Origin of the sequence: Pseudomonas sp. Pseusp88 (assembly GCF_047303955.1) — a bacterium.
Taxonomy (GTDB): Bacteria; Pseudomonadota; Gammaproteobacteria; order Pseudomonadales; family Pseudomonadaceae; genus Aquipseudomonas.
Genome location: NZ_JBGLYM010000013.1, coordinates 28,295 through 53,969 on the forward strand (window position 1 = coordinate 28,295; position 25,675 = coordinate 53,969).

Annotated in this window: 18 protein-coding genes; 7 read left to right on the top strand and 11 right to left on the bottom strand. The window is 61.1% G+C overall.

Annotation, left to right across the window (positions count from 1 at the left end; genetic code table 11):
* Positions 1–51: 51 nt before the first annotated feature.
* The 8 genes from ACCD02_RS17380 to ACCD02_RS17415 all read right to left on the bottom strand — a co-directional run bounded on the left by ACCD02_RS17380 (position 52) and on the right by ACCD02_RS17415 (position 9,203).
* A complete protein-coding gene (locus ACCD02_RS17380) occupies positions 52–1,695 on the bottom strand; it encodes a BatD family protein (RefSeq protein WP_413304437.1) in 1,644 nt (547 codons plus the stop codon).
* Positions 1,695–3,428, bottom strand: a complete 1,734-nt coding sequence (locus tag ACCD02_RS17385) for a VWA domain-containing protein (protein WP_413304218.1) — start codon at positions 3,426–3,428, stop codon at positions 1,695–1,697. The genes ACCD02_RS17380 and ACCD02_RS17385 overlap by 1 nt, the downstream gene beginning before the upstream one ends.
* Entirely contained in the window at positions 3,425–4,495 is a 1,071-nt protein-coding gene (locus ACCD02_RS17390) for a vWA domain-containing protein (RefSeq protein ID WP_413304220.1), read from the bottom strand. Before ACCD02_RS17390 ends, ACCD02_RS17385 begins: the two co-directional genes overlap by 4 nt.
* Complete coding sequence (locus tag ACCD02_RS17395) at positions 4,488–4,982, bottom strand: DUF4381 domain-containing protein (protein WP_413304222.1); 495 nt, start codon at positions 4,980–4,982, stop codon at positions 4,488–4,490. Before ACCD02_RS17395 ends, ACCD02_RS17390 begins: the two co-directional genes overlap by 8 nt.
* Complete coding sequence (locus tag ACCD02_RS17400; RefSeq protein WP_413304224.1) at positions 4,979–5,944, bottom strand: DUF58 domain-containing protein; 966 nt, start codon at positions 5,942–5,944, stop codon at positions 4,979–4,981. Before ACCD02_RS17400 ends, ACCD02_RS17395 begins: the two co-directional genes overlap by 4 nt.
* A complete protein-coding gene (locus ACCD02_RS17405) occupies positions 5,925–6,884 on the bottom strand; it encodes an AAA family ATPase (RefSeq protein WP_259102507.1) in 960 nt (319 codons plus the stop codon). Before ACCD02_RS17405 ends, ACCD02_RS17400 begins: the two co-directional genes overlap by 20 nt.
* Before the next feature lie 252 nt (positions 6,885–7,136).
* Positions 7,137–7,754, bottom strand: coding sequence for a helix-turn-helix domain-containing protein (locus tag ACCD02_RS17410; protein WP_413304228.1), 618 nt, complete (start codon positions 7,752–7,754; stop codon positions 7,137–7,139).
* Positions 7,755–7,784: 30 nt separating this feature from the next.
* Positions 7,785–9,203: an FAD-binding oxidoreductase gene (locus ACCD02_RS17415; protein ID WP_413304230.1), complete on the bottom strand. Its 1,419-nt coding sequence runs from the start codon at positions 9,201–9,203 to the stop codon at positions 7,785–7,787.
* 140 nt (positions 9,204–9,343) lie between these two features.
* On the opposite strand from ACCD02_RS17415, the gene ACCD02_RS17420 reads away from it, so the two are divergent.
* From ACCD02_RS17420 to ACCD02_RS17440, 5 genes are read left to right on the top strand one after another with little or no spacing between them, the layout of a single operon-like run.
* Positions 9,344–10,435 (top strand): extracellular solute-binding protein, encoded by a 1,092-nt coding sequence (locus ACCD02_RS17420; RefSeq protein WP_413304233.1) that lies wholly within the window; start codon positions 9,344–9,346, stop codon positions 10,433–10,435.
* A 20-nt stretch (positions 10,436–10,455) separates the two neighbouring features.
* Positions 10,456–11,550, top strand: a complete 1,095-nt coding sequence (locus ACCD02_RS17425) for an ABC transporter ATP-binding protein (protein ID WP_413304236.1) — start codon at positions 10,456–10,458, stop codon at positions 11,548–11,550.
* Positions 11,547–13,355, top strand: coding sequence for an ABC transporter permease subunit (locus ACCD02_RS17430; RefSeq protein ID WP_413304238.1), 1,809 nt, complete (start codon positions 11,547–11,549; stop codon positions 13,353–13,355). Before ACCD02_RS17425 ends, ACCD02_RS17430 begins: the two co-directional genes overlap by 4 nt.
* A 24-nt stretch (positions 13,356–13,379) precedes the next feature.
* A complete protein-coding gene (dapA, locus tag ACCD02_RS17435; RefSeq protein WP_413304241.1) occupies positions 13,380–14,282 on the top strand; it encodes a 4-hydroxy-tetrahydrodipicolinate synthase in 903 nt (300 codons plus the stop codon).
* Complete coding sequence (locus ACCD02_RS17440) at positions 14,279–15,358, top strand: malate/lactate/ureidoglycolate dehydrogenase (RefSeq protein WP_413304244.1); 1,080 nt, start codon at positions 14,279–14,281, stop codon at positions 15,356–15,358. Before dapA ends, ACCD02_RS17440 begins: the two co-directional genes overlap by 4 nt.
* Before the next feature lie 22 nt (positions 15,359–15,380).
* Here ACCD02_RS17440 and ACCD02_RS17445 read toward each other — a convergent pair whose 3' ends face one another.
* Positions 15,381–15,740 carry a hypothetical protein gene (locus tag ACCD02_RS17445; RefSeq protein WP_413304246.1) on the bottom strand — a complete coding sequence of 120 codons (360 nt, stop codon included), beginning with the start codon at positions 15,738–15,740 and terminating at the stop codon, positions 15,381–15,383.
* Between the two features lie 502 nt (positions 15,741–16,242).
* Between ACCD02_RS17445 and ACCD02_RS17450 the strand changes: the two genes are divergently transcribed.
* Positions 16,243–21,099: an NAD-glutamate dehydrogenase gene (locus ACCD02_RS17450; RefSeq protein ID WP_413304249.1), complete on the top strand. Its 4,857-nt coding sequence runs from the start codon at positions 16,243–16,245 to the stop codon at positions 21,097–21,099.
* A gap of 142 nt (positions 21,100–21,241) precedes the next feature.
* Here the strand turns inward: ACCD02_RS17450 and acnB are convergent, their stop codons facing one another.
* Entirely contained in the window at positions 21,242–23,842 is a 2,601-nt protein-coding gene (acnB, locus tag ACCD02_RS17455) for a bifunctional aconitate hydratase 2/2-methylisocitrate dehydratase (RefSeq protein WP_413304440.1), read from the bottom strand.
* 390 nt (positions 23,843–24,232) lie between these two features.
* Here acnB and ACCD02_RS17460 point away from each other — a divergent pair, with 390 nt between their 5' ends.
* Positions 24,233–24,703, top strand: a complete 471-nt coding sequence (locus tag ACCD02_RS17460) for a DUF1289 domain-containing protein (protein WP_413304251.1) — start codon at positions 24,233–24,235, stop codon at positions 24,701–24,703.
* Between the two features lie 29 nt (positions 24,704–24,732).
* On the opposite strand, the gene ACCD02_RS17465 is transcribed toward ACCD02_RS17460, so the two are convergent.
* Positions 24,733–25,608 (bottom strand): universal stress protein, encoded by an 876-nt coding sequence (locus tag ACCD02_RS17465; protein WP_413304254.1) that lies wholly within the window; start codon positions 25,606–25,608, stop codon positions 24,733–24,735.
* Positions 25,609–25,675 lie beyond the last annotated feature (67 nt).

Below are 25,675 nucleotides of genomic sequence, written 5' to 3' on the forward strand. Positions count from 1 at the left end.
GCGTTATCGTTCTTCGCGGGCAAGCCTCGCTCCAACAGGATTGACGGCGGTTCACTTCGGATACAACGGCGGCAAGCCGCTGTCGCCGGTGGAGTCATCGGGCCGTTCGAGGGCGGGCAGGGTACGGACCGCCCGCCACAGGTCTTCGCCGAGCCACAGCTGCCCGGTTTCGCTGTAGAGCGCGCCGTTCAGGCCATCAAGGGCGTCGGACAACGGTACGAAACGTGCCGCCATATCGGCCAGGGTTTCCGGTTGTTGCCGCGCCCAGGCATCGAGGGCCTGGCGGGTGGCATGGGGGTCGTTGGCCAGGCTGGCGCGCTTTAGGTCGTCGAGTACGGTACGCGGGCTAGGGCCGGTCTGGGCCGAACGCGGCAGCGCCGGTTGCCAGCGTCCGCGCCACCACAGGCCGAAGCCGAGCAGGGTGCTGCACATGAAAAACAGCGTACTGAGCTGCCACGGCCAGACCGGCGGGCCGATGACCGTGACGCCGCTATTGTCGCTGCTGACCGGCGCATCCACCACCAGGCTCGGGTTGATGCCGATCTGCAGGGCGCGGGCAGGCAGGCTGCTGTGTTCCAGATGGTCTTCCAGGGTGTTCCACCAGACTACGTCGACAGCGGGCAGATCGATGGCACCGGGGCGGCCCGGCACCAGGGCCTCGCGCTCTTCGCGGCTGCCGACCAGGCCACGCTCGCTGTTCTGGTTGCTCAGTTGTGGCTGGTCGGGATAGCGGCGCAGGCCGCCGATTTCGGTCACTGGCAACGGTGGCAACTGGGCGCTGGAGAGGCCGTCGGCCTTGAGGGTGATGGTGCGGGTCAGAGCATCGCCGACCTGGCTATGGCCGGGTTCCGGGCTCCAGGTCTCGCTCAGATCAATACTGCGGGCCGGCAGCCAGGGCGTGTTGGCCGGGTAATCGCCGGGCTTGGCCTTGACCGTCAGGGTCTGTTCCGGCGAGCTGACCTGCACCCGTTTGCCGGGCTGCGGCGAGCTGGTCGTCGTTGTGGCACTGCTGGAGTCCTGCACCTGAGTGGCGCTGAAGACCTGGGCGGGAATGGTCAACTGGCCGCTTTGCTGCGGGTAAATGCCAAAGCGCATTTCGATGACGCCATGGCGAATGCCATTGATCTGCTTTTCATAGGTGCGGGAATTGCCCAGTTTTTCGATGCGCGCATCGGTCATTTGCAGAGGGCTCAGGCTGCTGTCGTCGAACAGCGATACCGAGTGATAAATGCGCACGGTCAACACGGCCTGGGCCTGAACGTAGACATGATCCTGATCAAGGCTGGCTTCGATGAACACCGGGGTCAGCTGGCTGCCCGGTTCCTGGGGTTCGGCCGGGACCACCTGAATGTCAATGGGCTGGCTTTTCAGCTCGCCCAGTTGCAGGGCCGGGATGGTTACGCTGCCGTTCTGTTTCGGCAGCAGAGTGATGATCCAGCGGGTGGTGGCCTGGCCACCGTCAAGGGTATTGAGGCTGTTGAGCTGGCGAGTGCCGCGCACGTCGAAGGACTCGTCCAGCGGCGACAGGTCGGGCTTGCCGAACTGGGTGACATCGCTGGTTTCCAGGGTCAGGTCGACGGTTTCACCGGAACTCAGGCGCGCACGATCGACACTGGCGATCAGCTCTGCCGCCTGGCTCGGCAGGCAGAACAGGCTCAGGATCAGACTGAGTAACACAATGGACAGTCGGCACATCATCGGGTCTTTTCCTGTTGTTGTTCGTACCAGAACTTGCGGCGCAGCAGCTCGCCCGGATCGTCCGGGATCTGCCGCAGCCACTGTTCCAGAGCCTGGCGCCGCTCGCCGTCGATATGCGGGTCGGCAGGTTGCAGGGGCGGCCGGGTGGTTGCTTCGCTGTCATTCAGGGGCGAATCGGCCGAGGTATTGCCTGCGGTCCTGTCTGGTGGGCTGCCGGTGTGGGTGTCCTGGTCAGGTTCCGGGCTGGATGGGTCCTGCGGGTTCGAGCTGTTGGCCTGGGACGGTGCGCTGTCGCCACCCTGTTCTTCATCCTCGGCTTGTGGGGGCTGTTCTTCTTCCTCTTCGGGCTCGTTGGTATCGGACTGCTCGGCTTCCTGTTGCAGCAGTTGTTCGATCAAGGCCTTGTTCTTCAGCGCCGGTTGCAGATCGGGTTGCAGTTCCAGCGCGCGCTCGTAGGCGTCCAGCGCGGCATCCAGTTCGCCGCTACGAGCCAGGGCGTTGCCGCGATTGTAATGGTCGGCAGCGGTATTGCCTTCGGCAAAGCGCTGGGCGGCGCCTGCGTAATCCCCGGCTTCGTAGAGGGCGAGGCCTTTCCACTGCGGATCCTGGAAATGACGGGCGGCTTCGGCGGGGCGATGCCGTTGCAGCAGACGCTTGCCCTGCTGGTCGGGTCGCTGCCACAGGTCCTGGAATTCGAAGGCCTGGCTGCTCTGGGGCAGCAGAAACAGCAGCGGCAGGCATAACAGCCAGCCTCGGCGCCCGGCACAGGCGGCCAGCAGCAACAGTGGCAGCAGGAACCAGTAGCCCTGATCGGCCCAGCTGTCCAGCTGCACGCGCTGGCCGTTGTTGCGCATTTCATGTGGCGCATCGAGCAGGCCGAGACCGCGCAGGTCTTCGTGGTCCAGGCGCGCCTGACGGTAGTTGCCGCCAACCTGGCTGGCGAAATCCTTGAGCATGGCGCTGTCCAGGCGCGGTACCAGAATGGCGCCCTGGTCGTCCTTGAGGAAACCGCCCTTGTCCTGGGGCACAGGTGCGCCTTCACTGGTACCGATACCGAGAATCAGCAGCGGCACGGATTGATTGTCCAGTGCCTGTTCGATGCCGCGGCGTTCCTGTTCGCTCAGGGACGAGCCGATCAGCAGCAGACGGCCCTGGCCCAGATCGCCTTGCTTGAGCAGTTCCAGCGCCTTGCGCACGGCAAGGTCGGCGCGTTGGCCGGGCGTCGGCATCAGCGCCGGTTTGAGGCTTTCCAGCAGATTGCGGCTGGTGGCCTGGTCGTCGGACAGCGGCACCAGCGTATGGGCGCTGCCGGCATAGACGACGATGGCGGTCTGGGAGTCGCTGCGCAGTTGCAGCAGATCGATCAGCTTGCGTCGGGCCTGGTCCAGGCGCGTGGGCGGGCTGTCGGTGGCGAGCATTTCCGGGGTCAGTTCCAGCAGCACCACCAACGGGTCGGCGGGCTTCTGGCTGGTCTGCTCCACGCGCTGCCAGGCCGGGCCGAGGAGGGCCAGCAAGGCCAGCAGCCAGGCCAGGCCGAGGGCGATCCATGGCAGTTTGCTGTCCCGACCGCGGCCGCCGCTGAGCAGCACGCTATGAAACGCCGAGGGCAGGATCATCTGCCAGCGTCCGGCGCGCTTCTGCCGGTGCCAGAGTTGCCAGAGCAACCAGCACAGCAGCGGCAACAGCAGCAGCCACCAGGGACGGTACCAGTACGGCCAGAGCGCGCTCATCGACGCCTCCGCAAGCGTTTGATCCGTTCGCGCCAGCGCTGGCCGTCACGCACGAAGCGCTGTTGGTTGAGCAGGCGCTGGATGGCGTTGTTCGGCCAGCGTTCGAGAATCACCAGAATCAGACTCATCAACAATGCGGCACCCAGCGGCCATTGGTACAGCGGCAATGCCGGGCGAGCCTGGGTCGGTTGCTGGGTGACGGGTTCGAGGGCGTCGAGGGTGGCGCGGATTTTTTCCATCTCCTGGCCATCACGGGCACGGAAGTAGCGACCGCCGCTGATCTCGGCAATCTGCTTGAGGGTCGGTTCATCCAGATCCAGGCTCGGGTTGATACCCAGCACGCCCAAACCCCCTTCCTTGTCAGGGTCGGCGCCCATGCCGATGGGGTAGATCTTCACCCCCTCGTCGGCAGCCAGGCGCGCGGCGGTCAGTGGGTCGATCTGCCCGGCGTTGTTGGCACCGTCAGTGACCAATATCAGAACCCGACTCTGGGCCGGGCGCAGGCGCAGGCGTTTCAGGGCCAGGCCGATGGCGTCGCCGATGGCGGTGTTTTTCCCGGCGATGCCGATTCGCGCCTCGTCCAGCCAGACCCTGACGGTGTGGCGGTCAAAGGTCAACGGCGCCTGGACGTACGCCTGGCTGCCAAACAGGATAAGACCGACCCGATCACCCTGGCGGGCTTCAAGAAAATCTCCGAGCAGGTGCTGGACCAACGACAGGCGGCTGACGTCGTCGTCTTTCCATTGCATGTCGGGGTAGTCCATGGAGCCGGATACATCCACCGCCACCAGCAGATCGCGGCCACTGGCGGCAATCGGCAGTGGCTCGCCGAGCCATTGTGGACGAGCGCTGGCGATCAGCAGCAACAACCACAGCAGCAGGAACGGCGCCTGTTGTCGCCACGCGGGCAGGTTGGCCCGTGCACGACGACCGACCAGACCTTCCAGATCGCTGAGAAAGCCGACTTTCAGGGCCGCCTCGCCGCTGTCGGCCACCGGCAACAGCAGACGCATCACCCAGGGCAATGGCAGCAGGGCGAAGATCCACGGCCAGGCGAATTCAAACATGTTTGCGGATCCAGGTGTCGACCGCCTGGGTCAGGCCGATGATGGCCTTGTCATCGAGTTTGCATTCCGGTTTGTAGGCGCCTTCGACGAGGATCATCCAGCGCGTCAGCCCGGCGGCAGGGCAGCGATTGTCGAGGAAGGCCAGCCATTTGCGCCCGTTGAGGGTGTGGCTCTGGCTATAGGGATAGTGGTTGCGGCACAGGCGTTTGAGCAGGCCGTTGATCTGTTGCAGCCAGGCACCGGCCGGGGCGCCGTCATAGGGTTTGGGCAAGCGCTCAAGCTCGGCCAGGGCGGCCAGGCGCACCGGGTCCAGGGGCTGTTCGGCGGGGGCGGACTGCCGCTTGCCGGGCAGGAAACGGCGCAAGCGCCACAGTCCCCAGGCGGCCAGTGGAATCAGCAGCAACAGCAGCCACCAGCCGGGCGCCGGTGGCCAGAAACCAATGGCCGGCGGCGCGATCAGGGGTTGCAGCTGATCCAGCGGGTTCATTTCTGTTTTACCGGTTTCTGCGCGTTGAGGTACTCACGCAGTTGCTCGACCATCTCGCGCTGGGTGCTCAGGGGCATCAACAGGACTCGCAGTTTCTGCGCCAGCAGCTCCCAGCGGGCAATTCGCGCCTCGCCTTGTGCCCGATAGGCCTGGCGCAGGTCGGGGTCGAGGGTGTCCAGCTCCAGCTGGGCGCCGCGTTCAGCGAAACGCAGCAGCCCGGCGGCGGGCAGGGCGTGGTCAAGGGGGTCGGACAGTGGCAGCAGTAACAGATCGCAATGCCGCGACAACAGGCTCAATTGTTGTTCGGCGGCATCGGACAGCGCGCGCTCGTCACACAATACGATCACCAGGCTGCCAGGCCGCAATACCTCGCGGGCCCGGCGCAGGGCAATGCCGAAGGCGTCGCGGTCGGCGGCGATTTCCGTATGCAGGGACTGATTGACCCGCACCAGACGGTTGAGCAATTGCAGCAGGCTCTGCTTGCTGCGCCGCGGTTTGATTTCGTAGTGCTCGTTGTCGCCGAACACCAGGCCGCCGACCCGGTCGTTGTGCGTCAGGGCCGCCCAGCCGATCAGTGCTGCCGCCTGGGCCGCCAGCACCGACTTGAATGTCTGTCCGGAGCCGAAGAACAGGCGGCGGCTCTGCTCGACGAGAATAAAGATCGGCCGCTCGCGTTCTTCATGGAACAGTTTGGTATGCGGCTCTTGCGTACGGGCCGTCACTCGCCAGTCAATGCTGCGCACGTCGTCGCCGGCCTGATAGACCCGCACCTGATCGAAGTCCACGCCACGCCCGCGCAGCTTGGAATGGTGCAGGCCGATCAGCGGACTGCGCCGGCTGGGTGTGGAAAACAGCTGCACTTCGCGCACGCGGTGACGCATCTCGATCAGTTCGGCGAGATTGACGCGAATACCCGGCTGGCGAAGGAAGGTGTGCATGGCGTCAGGCGACGGCCACGACATCAAGGATACGCTGGATCACCCGGTCCTGATCGATACCGGCCGCTTCGGCCTCGAACGACAGGATCACTCGGTGGCGCAGGACATCGAACAGCACGGCCTGGATATCTTCGGGGCTGACGAAGTCACGTCCGGCCAGCCAGGCGTGGGCCCGGGAGCAGCGGTCCAGGGCTATCGAACCCCGAGGACTGGCGCCGTAGCTGATCCATTCGGCCAGCTCCGGGTCGAACTTGGCCGGGGTGCGGGTGGCCATGACCAGTTGCACCAGGTATTCCTCCACGGCGTCGGCCATGTACAGACCGAGGATTTCCTTGCGCGCAGCGAAAATCGCCTGTTGGCTGACCCGGCGCTCGGGCTTGGTCTCGCCGTGCAGGGCTTCGCCTCTGGCCTGGGCGAGAATCTTGCGTTCTACGGACGCATCAGGGAAACCGATCTTCACATGCATCAGGAAACGGTCGAGCTGGGCTTCGGGCAGCGGATAGGTGCCTTCCTGCTCGATAGGGTTCTGCGTAGCCATGACCAGGAACAGCGGCGACAGCTCATAGGTGCTGCGACCGATGCTGACCTGGCGCTCGGCCATGGCTTCGAGCAGGGCTGACTGGACCTTGGCAGGGGCGCGGTTGATTTCGTCGGCCAGCACCAGATTGTGGAAGATCGGCCCCTGTTGGAAGACGAAGCTGCCGGTTTCCGGACGATAAATCTCGGTGCCGGTGATATCGGCCGGCAGCAGGTCCGGGGTGAACTGGATGCGATGGAACTGCGCTTCGATGCCCTCGGCCAGTTCCTTGATGGCTTTGGTCTTGGCCAGGCCGGGAGCGCCCTCGACCAACATGTGGCCATCGGCAAGCAAGGCAATCAGGAGGCGTTCGACCAGTTTTTCCTGTCCGAGGATCTGCGTTGAAAGAAAGGTTCGCAGCGCAATGAGCGCTTCACGATGTTCCATCGGTGACGGTTCCTGGCAAGGTATTGCGCGGTGTCCGGGGACTCCGGAGCTGGGGGCGATACTTTAATCCATCCAGGGGGGTGCCGACTAACGGGTACGGGGTTTTTTGTTCAAATCTAAGGGCAAGGCTACACGTTTTAAGGAAGTATCCTACAAGGCGGGTTTAAAGCCAGGTGCAATGCGGTCGCGAATCCTTGCCAATCAGATCGCTCCCGCAGGGTTTGATGCTTCGTGATGGCCGCTGGATCGAACCTAGCCTGCATACACCCAGAGCACTTCAGCGTCGGTCTCGCCTTCGGTGGTCCATTTGTGTCCGGAGCTTGAGTCGTAATACAGACTGTCACCCGGGTCCAGGTAAACCGGGGCATAGAGTTGGGAGTGCACTACCAGTCGCCCGGACAGCACGTAGACGAAGATTTCCCCTGCATGAACCGGCCACTCGGCATATTCACCCGGCACCTTTGCCGTTACCCGGGTCTTGAGGGGCAACATGCGCTTGTGCTTGAGGTCGGCGGCAAACCAGATGTTTTCGCATGTCCCGGTGCTGGAGACCAGGCCATGGGAGTGGCGGTTGACGCTGCGCCGTCCCAGGGAAGCCGGGGTGTCCTCGTCCGACAACAGGGTGACTACGTCTATCCCGAAGCCACCGGCGATCTTGCCAAGACTCATGAGGGTCGGCGACAGTTCGTTGCGTTCGATCTTTGACAGGGCCGACAGCGACAGCCCCGTATGTTTACTGGTCTCTACCAGTGTCCATCGGCGCTCCCTGCGCAGGTTGTTCAACCTCGCTCCGATGTCGATAGCGGGTTTGTCGACCGTCATTTCGCTGTAGTCAGCCTGTGACCGAGCAATATCAAGATCTATGTCCATGGGGCAGCAGTACCTGAGTGTGTAAGTGGGTCAGTCCAGGATCTTTCCGGGGTTCATCCGGCATTCAGGATCGAATGCCGCTTTTACCCTCTTCATCAAGGCAATTTGTGCATCGCCTTTGCTGTGTTTGAGTCGTGCCTTGTTGCTCTGGCCTATGCCGTGTTCTGCGCTGATCGCGCCTCCCAGGGCCAGGGTTTCTTCGTCGACGATGCGGTTGATGCGGGCTGCGGCCTGCTTGAGGGCGTCGCCTGGGTAGTGCGCCGCATCGAGCATGTGAATGACATGCAGGTTGCCGTCGCCGATATGCCCGACGATCAACATCTGGCCGTCCGGAAACTCCTCACCCAGGCGTCGTTCGACGTTACCCACGAAGATGCCCTGGCTGCTGAGAGGCACTGCGGTGTCGTGGGTTACGCCGTAGCCGGCACGTTTGTTGGCTTCGGAAACATTGTGACGAACACTCCACAGCGCTTCCTGCTGGGCGCTTGAAGAAGCCAGCACCGCATCGTCGATTATCCCATCTTCCAGGGCCTGACCGAGCAATTGTTCCAGGGCGTCACGCAGGTTGTAGCTGTCGAGGGTCTCGGTGACCTCAATGATCAGCGCCCATGGCGGTACCGCAGACAGCGGCCAGGTCGGGCCTGGCATGTGGGTCAATACTGTTTGCACCTGTGCGCGGTTGATCACCTCGCAGGACAGCAGGCGGTCACCCAGATGCGAGCGCAGGCGTGTCAGCAGGCTCAATGCCGATTCGATGTGATCGAAGCTGACCATGGCAGATTCACGCTGGCGCGGGGCCGGAAAAACCTTCAGGGACGCTGCCGTGACAATACCCAAGGTGCCCTCGGCGCCAATAAACAAATGCTTGAGGTCGTACCCGGTAGTGTTTTTTCGCAAGGGGGTCAGCCAGTTGCACAGCGTGCCATCCGGCAGAACCACTTCCAGGCCCAATACCAGATCACGCATTGGCCCATAACGCAGCACCGCTGTGCCGCCTGCGTTGGTTGAGATGTTGCCACCAATCTGGCAACTGCCTTCGGCGCCAAGGCTCATGGGGAAGAAGTAGCCCTGTTCGGCTGTGAACTCTTGAATATGCTGCAAGATCGCTCCCGCTTCGACGACGATACAGCCATCCACTTCATTGAGTTCGCGAATCCGGTTCATCCGTCCCAGCCACAGCACCAGCGCCTTGCCCGAGTCATCGGGAGTGGCCGCGCCACACAGGCCGGTATTGCCGCCCTGGGGAACAACCGGCACGCCGTGCTCGGTGCACAGGCGCATGAGCGCCATGACCTCATCGGTTGACCCCGGTCTTGCCACTGCACAGGCTCGGCCCTGATAGCGGTCACGCCAGTCATTGACGAACGCGTCGAGGTCACTGGCTTGGGTAAAAAGATTTTCAGGCCGGACGATGGCACTCACGGCATCAATAAACTCGCTGTTTTGCAAAGCAAATCCTCCAGATTCCTGACCCGTCGGGCAATTCATTAGCCTGCCCGGCCCTAAACATTTCTCGAAAATAACGGTTGCATCTACTAAAAGCTACCTTTATCACTATAGGAGAATTTTATCGCAATAGGGGAAGCAAGATGGCTGATACGAGCAAAGCAGCAGGCAGTGCTGGCGGTTCTCGCCGAGACTTTCTGAAGACTGTTGGCATCGCTGGAGTCGGCCTGGCGGCGGCCCCTTACTTCATCGGCTCTGCGCGGGCCGAAAGCAAAAGAATCATGGTCCGTGATCCGGGCGGAACCTGGACGAAGGGTTTCAAGGAGTCGTTTTTCGATCCATTTCTAAAGGAAACCGGTATTGAGGTGGTGAGTATCACGTCGGCAGCCGAGCCCACAGCAGAAATTCGCAGCATGGTGGAAACCGGTAACTACACCTGGGATATCGGTGGTTCCATGAGCCTGTCGAGTATCAATCAGCTGGCTGCCGCCAACCTGATTGAGCCCCACAAGCTCGACGATCACCCCGTCATCAAGACTATCCCCTCGCACTACCGCACGCCTTATGCCATCGGTTCGGATATCTACTCAACCGCCATCGGTTACAACACCGAGAAAATCAAGAAAGTCCCGCAGTCCTGGAAGGACTATTGGGACGTGAAAAACTTCCCTGGCCGTCGCGGCCTGCGTAAATATCCCTTCGACAGTGTCGAGCAGGCGCTGATGGCCGATGGTGTCGCGCCAGGGGATCTCTACCCCTGTGACCTGGATCGCGCGTTCAAGTCCATGGACAGGATTCGCGGCGACATTTCGGCATGGTGGACCTCCGGCGCCCAGGCAACACAGATGTTCAGCAGCGGCGAAGTGGACATGATGCCTACCTGGGTGGCACGCATCCTGGCGGCACGGGATGCCGGTGCGCCGGTGGCCATTTCCTGGAATCAGCACATCTGGGGTGTCGATGTCTGGGCGATTCTCAAGGGCACGCCCAAAGCCGATATCTGCCGACAGTTCATTGCCTTTGCCTGTGATCCGCAGCGCCAGGCCAAGCTCACCGAATATGTAATGAACGGTCCTACCCAGCCCGAAGCGTTCAAGTACATCCCTGCGGCACGCGCCAGGGATCTTGCCACTCATCCCGACAACATCAAGTTGGGTGTCGGTATCGACAACGATTACTGGGCCAAGAACAAAGGCGAAGCCCTGGACCATTTCAATGAGTGGATTCTGGGCTGATCAGCCTTGGGAGAGACGCGATGGCAACCTCTATAAAATTGCGGGTCGATGGCGTGCACAAGCGTTTCGGCTCCTTTGTGGCCCTCAAGGAAACCAGTCTGGAACTGCGCCAAGGCGAATTCCTCACGCTGCTGGGCCCGTCGGGCTCGGGCAAGACCACGCTGTTGATGATGGTTGCCGGGCTGATGGAACCGGATGGCGGCAGTCTCTGGATCGATGGCCGCCTGGCCACCTACGCGCCGCCTTACGAGCGTGATATCGGCATGGTGTTTCAAAGCTATGCCCTGTTCCCGCACCTGACCATCGCCGAGAACATTGCCTTTCCGCTGCGCATGCGCAAGCACCCGGTAGCGCAGATCGACAAACAGGTCAAAGACGTTCTCGAATTGATCCAGTTGCCGCATGTAGCACAGCGCTACCCGCGCGAGTTGTCCGGCGGGCAGCAGCAACGCGTTGCCCTGGCGCGTTGCATCGTTTACCAACCCAGCATCATCCTGATGGATGAACCACTGGGGGCGCTGGACAAGAAGCTGCGCGATCAGTTGCAGATCGAGATCAAGCGTCTGCACAAGCAATTGGGCACCACCATCCTGTACGTCACCCATGATCAGCAAGAGACCCTGACCATGTCGGACAGGGTGTGCCTGATGAATCACGGCCATATCGAGCAGATCGGTACGCCCAATGATCTCTATTTTCGCCCACGCACGGTGTTTGCCGCTGATTTCCTCGGCGAGTCGAACATCCTCAGCGGTGTTGCGGTCAGCCAGAGCAATTCGTTGGTGTCTATCAGCAGCGTCGAGCTGGGCGGCTCGCTGCAAGCACCGGGCAACCAGAACGGTCCATTGAACTGGATGGTTCGCCCTGAACGGATGCGTCTGGCCAGTGAGCCGGAGGCGGGCTTCAACGCCATTCAGGGGACTCTGAGCGAGGTGATCTTCACCGGTGGCGTGACCCGTTCGTTGATCACCACGACGGGCGGTGCAAGCCTGATGGTGGCCGGGCTGACCTTTGAGCAAGGCCTGACCAGCCAGCCGGGCCAGGCCGTGTGGGTGCTCTGGCATCCGTCGGATACGGTGTTGCTGCCGGTGACGCCCAAGCAGGAGGCTGCATGACTCAGGCCGCTCTCGACACTACTCTGGCCAACGCGTCCATGCGTCGGCCTTTTCGCATCAAGCCGTGGATGATGGTGCTGCCTGCGCTGCTGTTTCTGGTGCTGCTGATGGTCTACCCGGTGGCGGAATTCCTCGGCCTGAGCGTCATTCGCAAAGGTGAGTTATCCCTCTATAACTATCAGCGTTTGTTCTCCCGGGATATTTATTGGCGGGTGCTGGTCATTACCCTGCAATGTGCGGGCTGGACCACGCTGTTCGCCATCCTGTTCGGTTATCCGGTGGCTTATCTGATCGCCACCACCCATAACAGGACCCGCGCCCGGTTGATGTTCTGGTTGATGTTGCCGTTCTGGACCAGCTTTCTGGTCCGCACCTTTGCCTGGATCGTGCTGCTGGGGCGCAACGGTCTGTTCAATCAGTGGTTGCAGGCCGTTGGCCTGACCGACGCGCCGGCCGAGCTGCTGTACAACTTCCGCGCGGTGATGATCGGCATGCTGCACGCGCTGATGCCGCTGTGTGTGATCACCATGCTCTCGGTCCTCGACAATATCGACGCCAATCTCTCCCGGGCTTCCATGACCCTGGGAGCGCCGCCGGGCAGTACCTTCTGGCGGATTTATTTTCCCTTGTCCATGCCCGGGGTCGCAGCCGGGGGCCTGCTGGTGTTCATCACGGCTCTGGGTTTTTTCATCACCCCGGCGCTCCTGGGCAGCCCCAGGGACATCATGTTGCCGCAGTTGATCATTCAACAGGTGCAGGAGCTGCTGAACTGGGAATTCGCCGGCGCCTTGTCGGTGCTGCTGCTGGTCGCGGTGCTGGTGGTGTTCGTGGTGTATGACCGGATCTTCGGCATGTCGACCCTGGCCGGCGGGTCCGCAATCTCTGCCAAGCCTCGGCGCCTGGGCGTTCTCTCGCGTCTGGGGCGCGTGCTGCTGGCCGGCCTTGGACGTGCCAGCGACCTGCTGATTCGCCTGCTGTCACCGTTGGCCGGCAACTCGGCAGAGCGTCGCAGACGGCCCATCGGGCGCTGGTTCCTGTGGCTGGTGGTGCTTGTGATTCTGTTTTTCCTGGTCGCCCCGGCGTTCGTCATGGTGCCCATTTCGTTCACGCAAACGCCGGTGCTGGACTGGCCGCCCAAGGGGTTCAGCCTGCAATGGTATGACGCCTATCTGCAATCACCGGCCTGGATCGCCGCCACGTTGCGCTCGGTGCAGGTGGCCTTGTTGACTGCCGTGCTGTCGATGCTCATTGGCACTCCGGCCGCTTTTGGCCTGATGCGCGGGCTCAAGCGCGGTAACGCATTGGTGTTGGCGTTTTTGTTGTCGCCCTTGATCCTGCCGCGCATCGTGATCGCTGTCGCGCTGTTCTACCTGTTTTCCAAGCTTTCCCTGATTGGCAGCGTTACCGGCCTGGTGCTGGGCCACACCATTCTGGCGGTTCCCTATGTGGTGGTCAGTGTGATGGCGGTGCTGAAGAACTATGACCAGCGCTATGACAACGCGGCCTGGAGCCTGGGCGCCAACCGCTGGCACACCTTGCGCCATGTGACCTTGCCGCTGCTCAAGGGCGGTTTGCTGGCGGCTTTTCTGTTCGCTTTCGTGACCTCTTTCGACGAGTTGACCCTGTCGCTGTTTGTCAGCGGCGGCATGCAGGCCACGTTGCCCAAACAGATGTGGGACAGCGCGATCCTGCAGGTCAATCCGCTGCTCGCCGCCGTGTCCACCTTGCTGTTGGCTCTTATCGCCGTCGTCCTGTTGCTGGCCAACCGTCTCAGTGGCCGCGATAAAAAGCGCCTGGCCAATTGATCCCTGTTTGAAAGGAATTTTCCCATGTCAGTACCTCATTTGCACGGCATCCTGCCACCGTTTCCAACCCCGATGACCACTGACGGTCGTGTCGACGAAAAAGCCCTGCGTAAAATGCTGCATATGTTGATCGAGGCAGGTGCGCATGGCCTGGTACCGATTGGCGGCACGGGTGAGTACACGGCGCTGTCGCCACAGGATCGTGAACGCGTCGTGGCTATTACCGTCGAAGTGGTCGACGGCCGCATCCCGGTGATCGCCGGTATGGTTTCTCCCGGTTTTGCCGAATCCGTGGCGGCCGGCAAAGCTTTCAAGGCGGCCGGTGCGGATGGTCTGCTGGCAGTGACGCCGTTCTACGTATCGCCCACCCAGAGCGGTATCCGCGAATATTTCCGCGCCTATCGCGAGGCAGTGGACGTGCCGATCCTGTTCTATGACGTGCCTTACCGCACCCGGATCGTGACGGAGGCGCAAACCATCGCCGACATGGAAACGGACGGCTCCATATTCGGCATGAAGGCCTGTAATACCGACATGGCCCACTTCAATCAGGTCATGAACCTGACCAGTGCGGATTTCCAGATGCTGTCTGGCGAGGACCTGCTCTATCCGGCCCATGCGGCATTGGGGGCACGGGGCGGTATTCTTGCTTCTTCGCCCTTGCTGCCGCATTACTGGCTCAAACTCTACGAAACGTTCAAGGCCGGTAGACTGGACGAGGGCATCGCCGCTCAGCGGCGTCTTCTGCCTTTACTCGACGCCCTGTTCGCCGAAGCCAATCCAGGGCCGCTCAAGGCGGCCATGAAAATGATCGATCAGGACTGCGGTGATGTCCTGTCCCCCTTGCAGGCGCCCAGCGCCGCCACGGTGGAGCGGCTGCACCGAGCCATGGGCGAGTTGCGTAGTGCCGGGGTCCTCGCCGCATGAGTCAGAGCATCAGGCTTGATCCCGATGGTGCTGTGGATGACCTGCGCATCCCGCGAGATGAACTCCATGCGTGGGTGTGCAGAATCTTCACGGCCCTGGGCTCTGATGCGCGGGAGTCCGGGTTGATGGCCGATCACCTGGTCAAGGCCAATCTGTACGGTCATGACTCCCATGGCATCAGCCTTATTCCGCTGTACGCTCGGATGGTTCGCGAGGGTAAGGTCAGGCCCAATACCCGGATGCGCAGGGTGTTGGACAATGGCAGCCTGTTGACTCTGGATGCCGGTCGGGGCTTCGGCCAGGCGGCGGGCTTCGAAGCCATGGCCTTGGGCATCGAACGGGCCAAAGAGAGTGGCTCGCTGATCATGGCCCTGCGCAACAGCCATCATCTGTGTCGCATTGGTCATTGGGCTGAGCAATGTGCCGAAGCCGGCCTGGTCTCGGTGCATTTCGTCAATGTGCTGCACGGCCCGCCGGTCGTGGCACCTTACGCCGGAGCCGACGCTCGCCTGCACACCAATCCTTTCGCCGTGGGCGTGCCGCGCCAGGGCAAGCAGCCGTTGGTGCTGGACTTTGCTACCAGTCGCGCAGCCCAGGGCAAAATGCGTATTGCCATGAACCGCGGCATCGAGGTCCCGCCCGGTTACCTGATCGATGAATACGGCGAACCGACCCTGGACCCAGGGGTGGTCTATCGCTCGCCGATTGGCGCATTACTGCCATTTGGTGATCACAAAGGCGCCGGGCTGGCCTTTGTCTGTGATGTGCTGGCGGGAGCATTGAGTGGTGCCGGGACCTTGCATGAGGGCTCGATGGAGGAGGGGGTCTATATCAACAACATGCTGTCGATTCTCATCGATCCCGCACGCCTTGGCGGCTGTGACCAATGGCAGGCCGAGCTTGAGGCCGGTGCGGCGTATGTCCAGGCATCGCCGCCGCGTCCCGGCATGGGCGATGTGCTGCTGCCCGGCGAAATAGAGCAACGTGTCGCAGCTACCCGCCTGGCCAATGGCATTCCGGTGGATCCGACCACCTGGCGCCTGATTGGCGAGGCGGCAGCCCTGGCGGGTCTCTAAGTATGCACGTGGTGGGAATTGCTCAACCGATCTCGCTGACGTATTCGCCCACCTCTTTAATGATAAGACGCAACGTCTCATCCAGATCGGCCAGTTCATCGGCGGGCGTGCTGTGGGTGATCTCGTAGCGGGTATCGCCACCCAGCGGTTCGGCGTCCCCGGCATCGATTTCCACCAGTAGCCGTGTGGGCTTGAGGGTGACTTTCAGGTTGTCGACCACGTGAATGGTGTCGTCACGGAAGGTGATGTCGACCTCATCTTCATCGGGAAACCGCGCCAGCAGAAACAGATCACCGTCGCTGCCGTGGCAGCAGACCAGTGCCATGTCATCTTCTTCCTCGTCGCAGGGATTGAAAATGAAGCTGTCGGTGGTCATGTGCATGGTCGTGGTTCCTTCTGGCTTACGGTCAAGGCAAAAAGGCAATTTTGCCTGTCCTGATTATTTTTTGTTGGCCAATCGCTGCAAGCTTTATCAGGTTAGCGGGTTACAACCGGAAATTGTCAGCGGGTGCCCTGAAGTAAAACACAGTGATCTGAATTGGAATGAGGCTCCCGCAAAAAAACACCTGCCAATCCGGCTGATCACCCGGCAACACCCTGCAACGCTTCAACCCGGCCCATCTGCAGCCTGATGACTGAATATGTCGCAGCATGGCAAGCAACCGCGTGCGTCCAGTCGTTAAGCTGGAAGGCAGATGAGCGGTAGCGTCAATGCGTGTGCTTTTTCGTTGCCAATCTCGCGATTTGAATGTGACGAGTCGTTCGCGGCAAGCGTTAGTTCTTTGGCCTATGCTGCGCTTCTGCCCGTTCACCCAGGCGCAGCATGCGCAGGCAACACTTCCTTCAAGCTTCCTATCTAAAAAAGCACAAGCGGAGTACCTCAGATGGCGTTCTTCACCGCAGCCAGCAAGTCTGACTTCCAGCATCAACTGCAAGCAGCACTGGCGCAGCACATCAGTGAACAGGCACTGCCACAAGTGGCGCTGTTCGCTGAGCAATTCTTCGGCATCATGCCTCTCGATGAGCTGACTCAACGTCGCCTCTCCGACCTGGTCGGCTGCACGCTCTCGGCCTGGCGCCTGCTGGAGCGCTTCGATCCGGCACAGCCACAGGTACGTGTGTACAACCCGGATTACGAGCGTCATGGCTGGCAATCGACCCACACCGCCGTTGAAGTCCTGCATCACGACCTGCCATTCCTGGTGGATTCGGTTCGCACCGAGCTCAACCGCCGCGGCTACAGCATCCATACCCTGCAAACCACTGTGCTGAGCGTGCGTCGTGGCAGTCAGGGTGAGCTGCTCGAAGTGCTGCCCAAGGGCACTATCGGTGCAGACGTCGAGCAAGAGTCACTGATGTATCTGGAGATCGACCGCTGCGCCAATGCCAGCGAGTTGAACGTGCTGGCCCGGGAGCTGGAGCAGGTGCTCAGCGAAGTGCGGGTTGCCGTCGAAGACTTCGAGCCAATGAAGGCCAAGCTCAATGAGCTGCTGGCGGGGATCGACAACAGCCCGTATCAGGTTGATGGCGAAGAGAAAGACGAGATCAAGGCCTTCCTGCAATGGATGGTCAACAACCATTTCACTTTCCTCGGTTACGAAGAGTTCACCGTCAGCGGTGAAACCGATGGCGGCCAACTGGTGTACGACGAGTCGTCGTTCCTTGGCCTGACCAAGCTGCTGCGGGCCGGTCTGAGCAAAGAAGACCTGCATATAGAAGGCTATGCGGTCAACTACCTCAACGAGCCGATGCTGCTGTCGTTCGCCAAGGCTGCGCATCCGAGCCGCGTGCATCGTCCGGCCTACCCTGACTACGTGTCGATCCGCCAGATCGATGCCGACGGCAAGGTGCTCAAGGAATGCCGCTTCATGGGCCTCTACACCTCGTCTGTCTACGGCGAGAGCGTGCGGGTCATCCCGTACATTCGTCGCAAGGTCGCTGAAGTCGAGCGCCGATCCGGCTTTGACGCCAAGGCGCACCTGGGCAAGGAGCTGGCCCAGGTCGTCGAAGTATTGCCCCGTGACGACCTGTTCCAGACTCCGGTGGACGAGCTGTTCAACACCGTGATGTCCATCGTGCAGATTCAGGAACGCAACAAGATTCGCGTATTCCTGCGCAAGGACCCCTACGGGCGTTTCTGCTACTGCCTGGCCTATGTGCCGCGCGATATCTATTCCACCGAAGTACGGCAGAAGATCCAGCAGGTGCTGATGGAGCGCCTCAAGGCCAGCGACTGCGAGTTCTGGACCTTCTTCTCCGAGTCGGTACTGGCCCGTGTGCAACTGATCCTGCGTGTGGACCCGAAGGTCACCCTGAACATCGACCCGCTGCAGCTGGAAAACGAAGTGATCCAGGCCTGCCGTTCGTGGAAGGACGATTACGCCAGCCTGGTCGTGGAAAGCTTCGGCGAAGCCCATGGCACCAACGTGCTGGCAGATTTCCCCAAAGGTTTCCCGGCAGGTTATCGCGAGCGTTTCGCCGCCCACTCGGCGGTGGTCGACCTGCAACACCTGCTCAGCCTGAACGACGCCAATCCGCTGGTCATGAGCTTCTACCAGCCATTGTCCGGCGACAAGGCACAGTTGCACTGCAAGCTGTACCACGCCGACACCCCGCTGGCGCTGTCCGACGTGCTGCCGATCCTGGAAAACCTCGGCCTGCGCGTGCTGGGCGAATTCCCCTATCGCCTGCATCACAGCAATGGCCGCGAGTTCTGGATTCATGACTTCGCCTTTACCTATGGCGAAGGGCTGAACCTGGATATCCAGCAACTCAACGACACCCTGCAGGACGCTTTCGTCCATATCGTGCGCGGCGATGCCGAGAACGATGCGTTCAACCGTCTGGTCCTCACCGCCGGCCTGCCATGGCGCGATGTTGCGCTGCTGCGTGCCTATGCCCGTTACCTGAAGCAGATTCGCCTGGGCTTCGACCTGGGTTATATCGCCAGTACCCTGAACAACCACACCGATATCGCCCGCGAGCTGACCCGTCTGTTCAAGACCCGTTTCTATCTGGCGCGCAAGCTGGGCAGCGACGATCTGGACGATAAGCAACAGCGTCTGGAACAGGCGATCCTCAGCGCTCTGGACGATGTTCAGGTCCTCAACGAAGACCGCATCCTGCGTCGTTACCTGGACCTGATCCGCGCCACCGTGCGGACCAACTTCTATCAGCCTGACGCCAATGGCCAGAGCAAGAGCTACTTCAGCTTCAAGTTCAACCCGCGACTGATTCCGGAACTGCCCAAACCGGTGCCGAAGTTCGAAATCTTCGTCTACAGCCCGCGTGTCGAAGGCGTGCACCTGCGCTTCGGCAACGTTGCCCGTGGCGGCCTGCGCTGGTCGGACCGCGAGGAAGACTTCCGTACCGAAGTGCTGGGCCTGGTAAAAGCCCAGCAGGTGAAGAACTCGGTCATCGTGCCGGTCGGCGCCAAGGGCGGCTTCCTGCCGCGTCGTCTGCCCACCACCGGCAGTCGCGATGAGATCCAGGCAGAAGCGATCGCCTGCTACCGCATCTTCATTTCCGGCCTGCTGGATATCACCGATAACCTCAAGGAAGGCGAACTGGTACCGCCGGTCAACGTTGTGCGCCATGACGACGATGACCCGTACCTGGTAGTGGCTGCCGACAAGGGCACCGCGACCTTCTCCGACATCGCCAACGGCATTGCCATCGACTACGGCTTCTGGCTCGGCGACGCCTTCGCCTCGGGCGGCTCGGCCGGTTATGACCACAAGAAGATGGGCATCACCGCCAAGGGCGCCTGGGTCGGCGTGCAGCGCCACTTCCGTGAACGCAATATCAATGTGCAGAAAGACAGCATCAGCGTGATCGGCATCGGCGATATGGCCGGCGATGTGTTCGGCAACGGCCTGCTGATGTCGGACAAGCTGCAGATGGTCGCAGCCTTCAACCACCTGCATATCTTCATCGACCCGAACCCGGACCCGGCCAGCAGCTTCGCCGAGCGTCAGCGTCTGTATGACCTGCCGCGTTCGGCCTGGACCGACTACGACACCAGCCTCATGTCGGCCGGTGGCGGCATCTTTCCGCGCAGTGCGAAGAGCATCGCCATTACTCCGGAAATGAAGCAGCGTTTCGACATCAGCGCCGACAAGCTGACCCCGACCGAACTGATGCACGCGCTGCTCAAGGCGCCGGTGGATCTGCTGTGGAACGGCGGCATCGGCACTTACGTCAAGGCCAGCAGCGAGACCCATGCGGATGTTGGCGACAAGGCCAACGATGCGCTGCGGGTCAACGGTAACGAGCTGCGCTGCAAGGTGGTGGGCGAGGGCGGCAACCTGGGCATGACCCAGCTCGGCCGCGTCGAGTTCGGCCTGCTGGGCGGTGCGACCAACACCGACTTCATCGACAACGCCGGTGGCGTGGACTGCTCCGACCACGAAGTGAACATCAAGATCCTGCTCAACGAAGTGGTGCAGGCTGGCGACATGACCGAGAAGCAGCGCAACCAGCTGATGGAAGGCATGACCGACGAAGTGGGCAATCTGGTGCTCGGCAACAACTACAAGCAGACCCAGGCCCTGTCCCTGGCTGCCCGTCGTGCCTATGAGCGCATCGCCGAATACAAGCGCCTGATCGCTGATCTGGAAGCCCGTGGCAAGCTGGATCGCGCCATCGAGTTCCTGCCCAACGACGAACAACTGAACGAGCGCGTCGCCGCAGGCAAGGGCCTGACCCGTCCTGAGCTGTCGGTGCTGATTTCCTACAGCAAGATCGAACTGCAGCAAGCGCTGCTCGACTCCCGTGTGCCGGATGACGATTACCTGGCCCGTGACATGGAAACCGCCTTCCCGCCGTCCCTTGGCGCGAAATACGGCAGTGCCATGCGTCAACACCGTCTGAAGCGTGAAATCGTCAGCACCCAGATCGCCAACGACCTGGTCAACCACATGGGCATCACCTTCGTGCAGCGGCTCAAAGAGTCGACCGGCATGAGCGCAGCGAACGTCGCAGGTGCCTACGTGATCGTGCGCGATATCTTCCACCTGCCGCACTGGTTCCGGCAGATCGAGGCGCTGGACTACAACGTCCCGGCTGAAATTCAGCTGGCGTTGATGGACGAGCTGATGCGCCTGGGTCGTCGTGCCACGCGCTGGTTCCTGCGCAGCCGTCGTAACGAACTGGATGCCGGTCGCGATGTTGCTCACTTCGGTCCGCATATCGCGGCCCTGGGTCTGAAACTCGACGAACTGCTGGAAGGGGAGACCCGCCAGGTCTGGCAGACCCGCTATCAGGAGTACGTCGATGCCGGCGTGCCTGAACTGCTGGCGCGGATGGTGGCGGGCACCACCCACCTCTATACCCTGCTGCCGATCATCGAGGCTTCGGACGTCACAGGGCAAAATGCAGCTGAAGTGGCCAAGGTCTACTTCGCCGTGGGCAGCGCTCTGGACGTGACCTGGTACCTGCAACAGATCAGCAACCTGCCGGTGGAAAACAACTGGCAGGCGCTGGCGCGGGAAGCATTCCGCGACGATATCGACTGGCAACAACGGGCGATCACCGTTTCGGTCCTGCAAATGCCCGACGGCCCTGCCGATGTCGAAGAGCGCCTGAACCTGTGGCTGGAACAGCACAAGGCAATGGTCGATCGCTGGCGCGCCATGCTGGTCGAGCTGCGTGCCGCCAGCGGCACCGACTACGCGATGTACGCGGTAGCCAACCGCGAACTGCTGGACCTGGCCATGAGCGGGCAGGTGACGGTGGTTTGATTGGTTGAGGTGTTAACGCTGTAATTGGAAGCCCCGTATCGAAAGATGCGGGGCTTTTTTATGGATTGCCCGGAATCGTTGGTGCGGGGCAATAAAAAACCCCGTCACAAGGACGGGGTTCTTTTAACGCGAGAAGCTGTGATTAAGCTTGAACGACCGGGATATTGGCGTTCGCAGCAGCTTCACGGAACTCGGCGATCTGATCGAAGCTCAGGTAGCGGTACACGTCCGCTGCCATGGTGTCGATCTGATTGGCGTAGCTCATGTATTCCTCAACGGTCGGCAGGCGACCCAGGATCGAAGCGACGGACGCCAGCTCGGCCGAGGCCAGGTAGACGTTCGCACCATCGCCCAGACGGTTGGGGAAGTTACGGGTCGAAGTCGAAACCACGGTGGAGTTCGGTTCAACGCGAGCCTGGTTACCCATGCACAGCGAGCAGCCCGGCATTTCCATGCGCGCGCCAGCCTTGCCGTAGATGCCGTAGTAGCCTTCTTCGGTCAGCTGGTGAGCGTCCATCTTGGTCGGTGGCGACAGCCACAGACGGGTTGGCAACTGACCCTTGACCTGATCCAGCAACTTGCCCGCAGCGCGGAAGTGGCCGATGTTGGTCATGCAGGAACCGATGAACACTTCGTCGATCTTCTCGCCTTGTACAGAGGACAGCAGGCGGGCATCGTCCGGGTCGTTCGGCGCGCAGAGCACAGGCTCTTTGACGTCGGCCAGGTCGATCTCGATGATTTCGGCGTATTCGGCGTCCTTGTCGGCTTCCAGCAGCTGCGGGTTGGCAACCCAGGCTTCCATCGCCTGAGCACGGCGCTCCAGGGTGCGAGGATCACCGTAACCCTGTTCGATCATCCAGCGCAGCAGGGTGATGTTGGAGTTCAGGTACTCGATGATCGGCTCTTTGGCCAGCTTGATGGTGCAACCGGCAGCGGAGCGTTCGGCCGAGGCGTCGGACAGTTCGAAAGCCTGTTCGATGCTGAGGTTTTCCAGACCTTCGATCTCCAGGATGCGACCGGAGAAGGCGTTCTTCTTGCCTTTCTTCTCTACGGTCAGCAGGCCTTTCTGGATTGCGTAGTAAGGAATGGCATGAACCAGGTCACGCAGGGTGATGCCAGGTTGCAGCTTGCCTTTGAAGCGGACCAGGATCGACTCCGGCATGTCCAGCGGCATGACGCCGGTGGCAGCGGCGAAGGCAACCAGACCGGAACCGGCCGGGAAGGAGATACCGATCGGGAAACGGGTGTGGGAGTCACCACCGGTACCGACGGTGTCCGGCAGCAGCATGCGGTTCAGCCAGCTGTGGATGATGCCGTCGCCCGGACGCAGGGATACGCCGCCGCGGGTCATGATGAAGTCAGGCAGGGTGTGGTGGGTCTTGACGTCGATCGGCTTTGGATAAGCAGCGGTGTGGCAGAAGGACTGCATGACCAGATCGGTGGAGAAGCCCAGGCACGCCAGGTCTTTCAGTTCATCACGGGTCATTGGACCTGTGGTGTCCTGGGAGCCGACGGTAGTCATCTTCGGTTCGCAGTAGGTACCCGGACGGATGCCTTCCACGCCGCATGCCTTGCCGACCATTTTCTGCGCCAGGGTGAAACCCTTGGTGCTGGCCGCCGGTACGTCAGGCAGCTTGAACAGGGTCGAAGGTGGCAGACCCAGCTCGGTACGGGCCTTGCTGGTCAGGCCGCGACCGATGATCAGCGGAATACGGCCACCGGCGCGGACTTCGTCGAGCAGGACCGGCGTCTTCATTTCGAAGGTGGCCAGGACTTCGTCGCTGTCGTGCTTGGTGACTTTGCCTTCATACGGGTAAACGTCGATCACGTCGCCCATGTTCAGCTTGGAAACGTCGAATTCGATTGGCAGAGCGCCAGCATCTTCCATGGTGTTGTAGAAGATTGGAGCGATCTTGCTGCCGAAGCAGAAGCCACCGGCGCGCTTGTTCGGCACGTAAGGAACGTCGTCGCCGAAGAACCACAGTACCGAGTTGGTTGCCGATTTACGCGACGAACCGGTACCGACCACGTCACCGACGTAGGCGATCGGGAAGCCGTCGTTGCGCATCTGCTCGATTTGCTTCATCGGGCCGATGGAGCCCTGGACGTCCGGAACGATGCCGTCACGGGCCATTTTCAGCATGGCCAGGGCGTGCAGCGGGATATCAGGACGGGACCAGGCATCAGGTGCCGGGGACAGGTCGTCGGTGTTGGTTTCGCCGGTGACCTTGAAGACGCGCAGGCTGATCTTGTCGGCCAGGGTCGGACGCTTCTGGAACCACTCGCCGTCGGCCCAGGATTGCAGGACGCCCTTGGCGTGAACGTTGCCGTTCTTGGCTTTTTCAGCCACGTCGTGGAAGGCATCGAACATCAGCAGCGTGTGCTTGAGTTGTTCGGCGGCTACCGGAGCCAGATCGGCGTCGTCCAGCAGGGCTACCAGCGTCACGATGTTGTAGCCACCTTGCATGGTGCCCAACAGTTCAGTAGCGCGCTTTTTGTCGATCAGCGGGGAGGTTGCTTCGCCTTTGGCGAGTGCGGAGAGGAAGCCGGCCTTGACATAGGCTGCTTCGTCCACTCCTGGTGGAACGCGGTTGGTGATCAGGTCGACAAGGAAAGCTTCTTCACCAGCCGGAGGATTTTTCAGCAGCTCGATCAGGCCAGCTGTTTGTTCGGCGTTAAGCGGCTGGGGCACGATACCCTGGGCGGCACGCTCTTCGATGTGTTTACGGTAGGCTTCAAGCACAGTTATTACCCTCATCAGTGGTCCCAAATGGGTGTCCGGGACGCTCATCCAGAAATTGCCCATACCCTCTGTATTAAAGGCTTTTTGAGCCTGGTTACCAGGGTGCGGCAATCTCCAACAGAAGCTGTTTTCAAAGTTTTACGCCTGCATCACGGTTTTGGGGAGGGGACGCAGGCGAACCTGCGTCAAACCGGAACTGCTGGGTTAACTTGACTGTGCTCGTGACGCTTTGAAAACAGCTTCCAACGGACATTTGCGCCTTAAAAGGCCCGGTGATTCTACGGCATATCTTTGCCAAAGGTAAGTTGGCTAAAGAATCTTCGGGGGTGATCGTCTTTAGACAAAGGGCTAAGATGACTGCTTGTTTCTCCCGCCTTGCCTTGGTTCAGCATGCCCAATCAAACCATCAAAACCCCCTGCGTCGGCCTTTGCTCCACTGTTTACGGGGATCTGGTATGTCGTGGCTGCAAGCGTTTCCACCACGAAGTGATCCACTGGAACGGCTACAACGAGGACGAAAAAAGGGCGGTGTGGCTGCGTCTGGAACAGTTGCTGGTGCAGGTCATGACCGCCAAGGTGGAAGTGTTCGACGCGCAAAAGCTGCGCCAGCAGCTGGAACAGCGGCAGATTCGCTTCGTGCCCCATCAGTCCGAATACTGCTGGGCCTACCAGCTGATCGCCCGTGGCGCGCGGATGATCAGCCAGCTGGAAGCCTATGGTCTGGTGCTGATGCCGGAATTCCGCAGCTGGGAGCTGCCGCAATTGCGCGATGCCATTGATCGCGAGTTTTTCCTGCTGTCAGAGGCGCATTATCAGCGCTATATCGCCCCGGCTTTTTTGCGCGATGCCATTGGCACCTGAATCGCAAACCCTGTTGGAGCGTAATGCTTTCAGTGAGCTGTGCGCTCAGCCTCCAGATGCCGGATAAACTCATCGGTCTTGAGCACCAGCACATCCCCTTCCAGCGAATCGAGCACCACTTCGGCGGTATTGCCGATCAGTGCGCCCGCGATGCCGCTGCGGGCCACGGTGCCGATGACGGTGACCACGGCATCGAGCTGATGAGCGGTATAGGGAATCAGCACGTCGGCGGCACCCTCGGCGATATGCAGGTGGGCGTCGTCGATCTCGAACTTGTCCTGAAATGCCTGGCACTGTTCGCGATAGCTCGCGGCGAGGTCCTGCGTGGGCGGGTACAGCGGGTCTGCCGCCGACAGCATGGGAGACGGATGGGCGGCGACCACATGCAGCGAACCCTTGGCCAGGCTGGCGATGTCGAAGCCATGATCAACGATGTCGAAATGCAGTTGTTTGTGCTGTTCGTCGCTGTTGCCGACGTCGACGGCGGCCAGTACCACGCCACCGTGCCAGGGCCTGTCACTCTTGACCATCAGTACCGGCGCGGGGCACTGGCGCAGCAGTTTCCAGTCTTCGGGCGTCAGCAAGGCTTTTTTCAGCGGGTTGTCCGGAAAGTGCTGCTTGATCACCAGGCCACAGCCTTCGGCCTGTTGCGAGCGAATAATGGTCTCGTGCACCGAGTGATGCCAGTTTTGCTCGGTCGAGACGCTGAAGTCATCGGCCTGCAGGTCGTCACGCAGCCGTTGCAGGGCGGAGCTGTGATCGTACTTTTTATCGCAGATCAACAGATGCAGATGGGCATTGGTGACCCCGGCAATCAGACAGGCACGATCCAGCGCCAGGCTTTCGTCGGCGTCCTTCTCCAGTGTCGGTTCAAGGACTACAAGCAGACTGTGGATGGATTGCATGACGGGCTCTCCTGTCTGACATCGCGATGCGTGCTTTCACTATAGATGGCTCTGTCCATCTGTGACG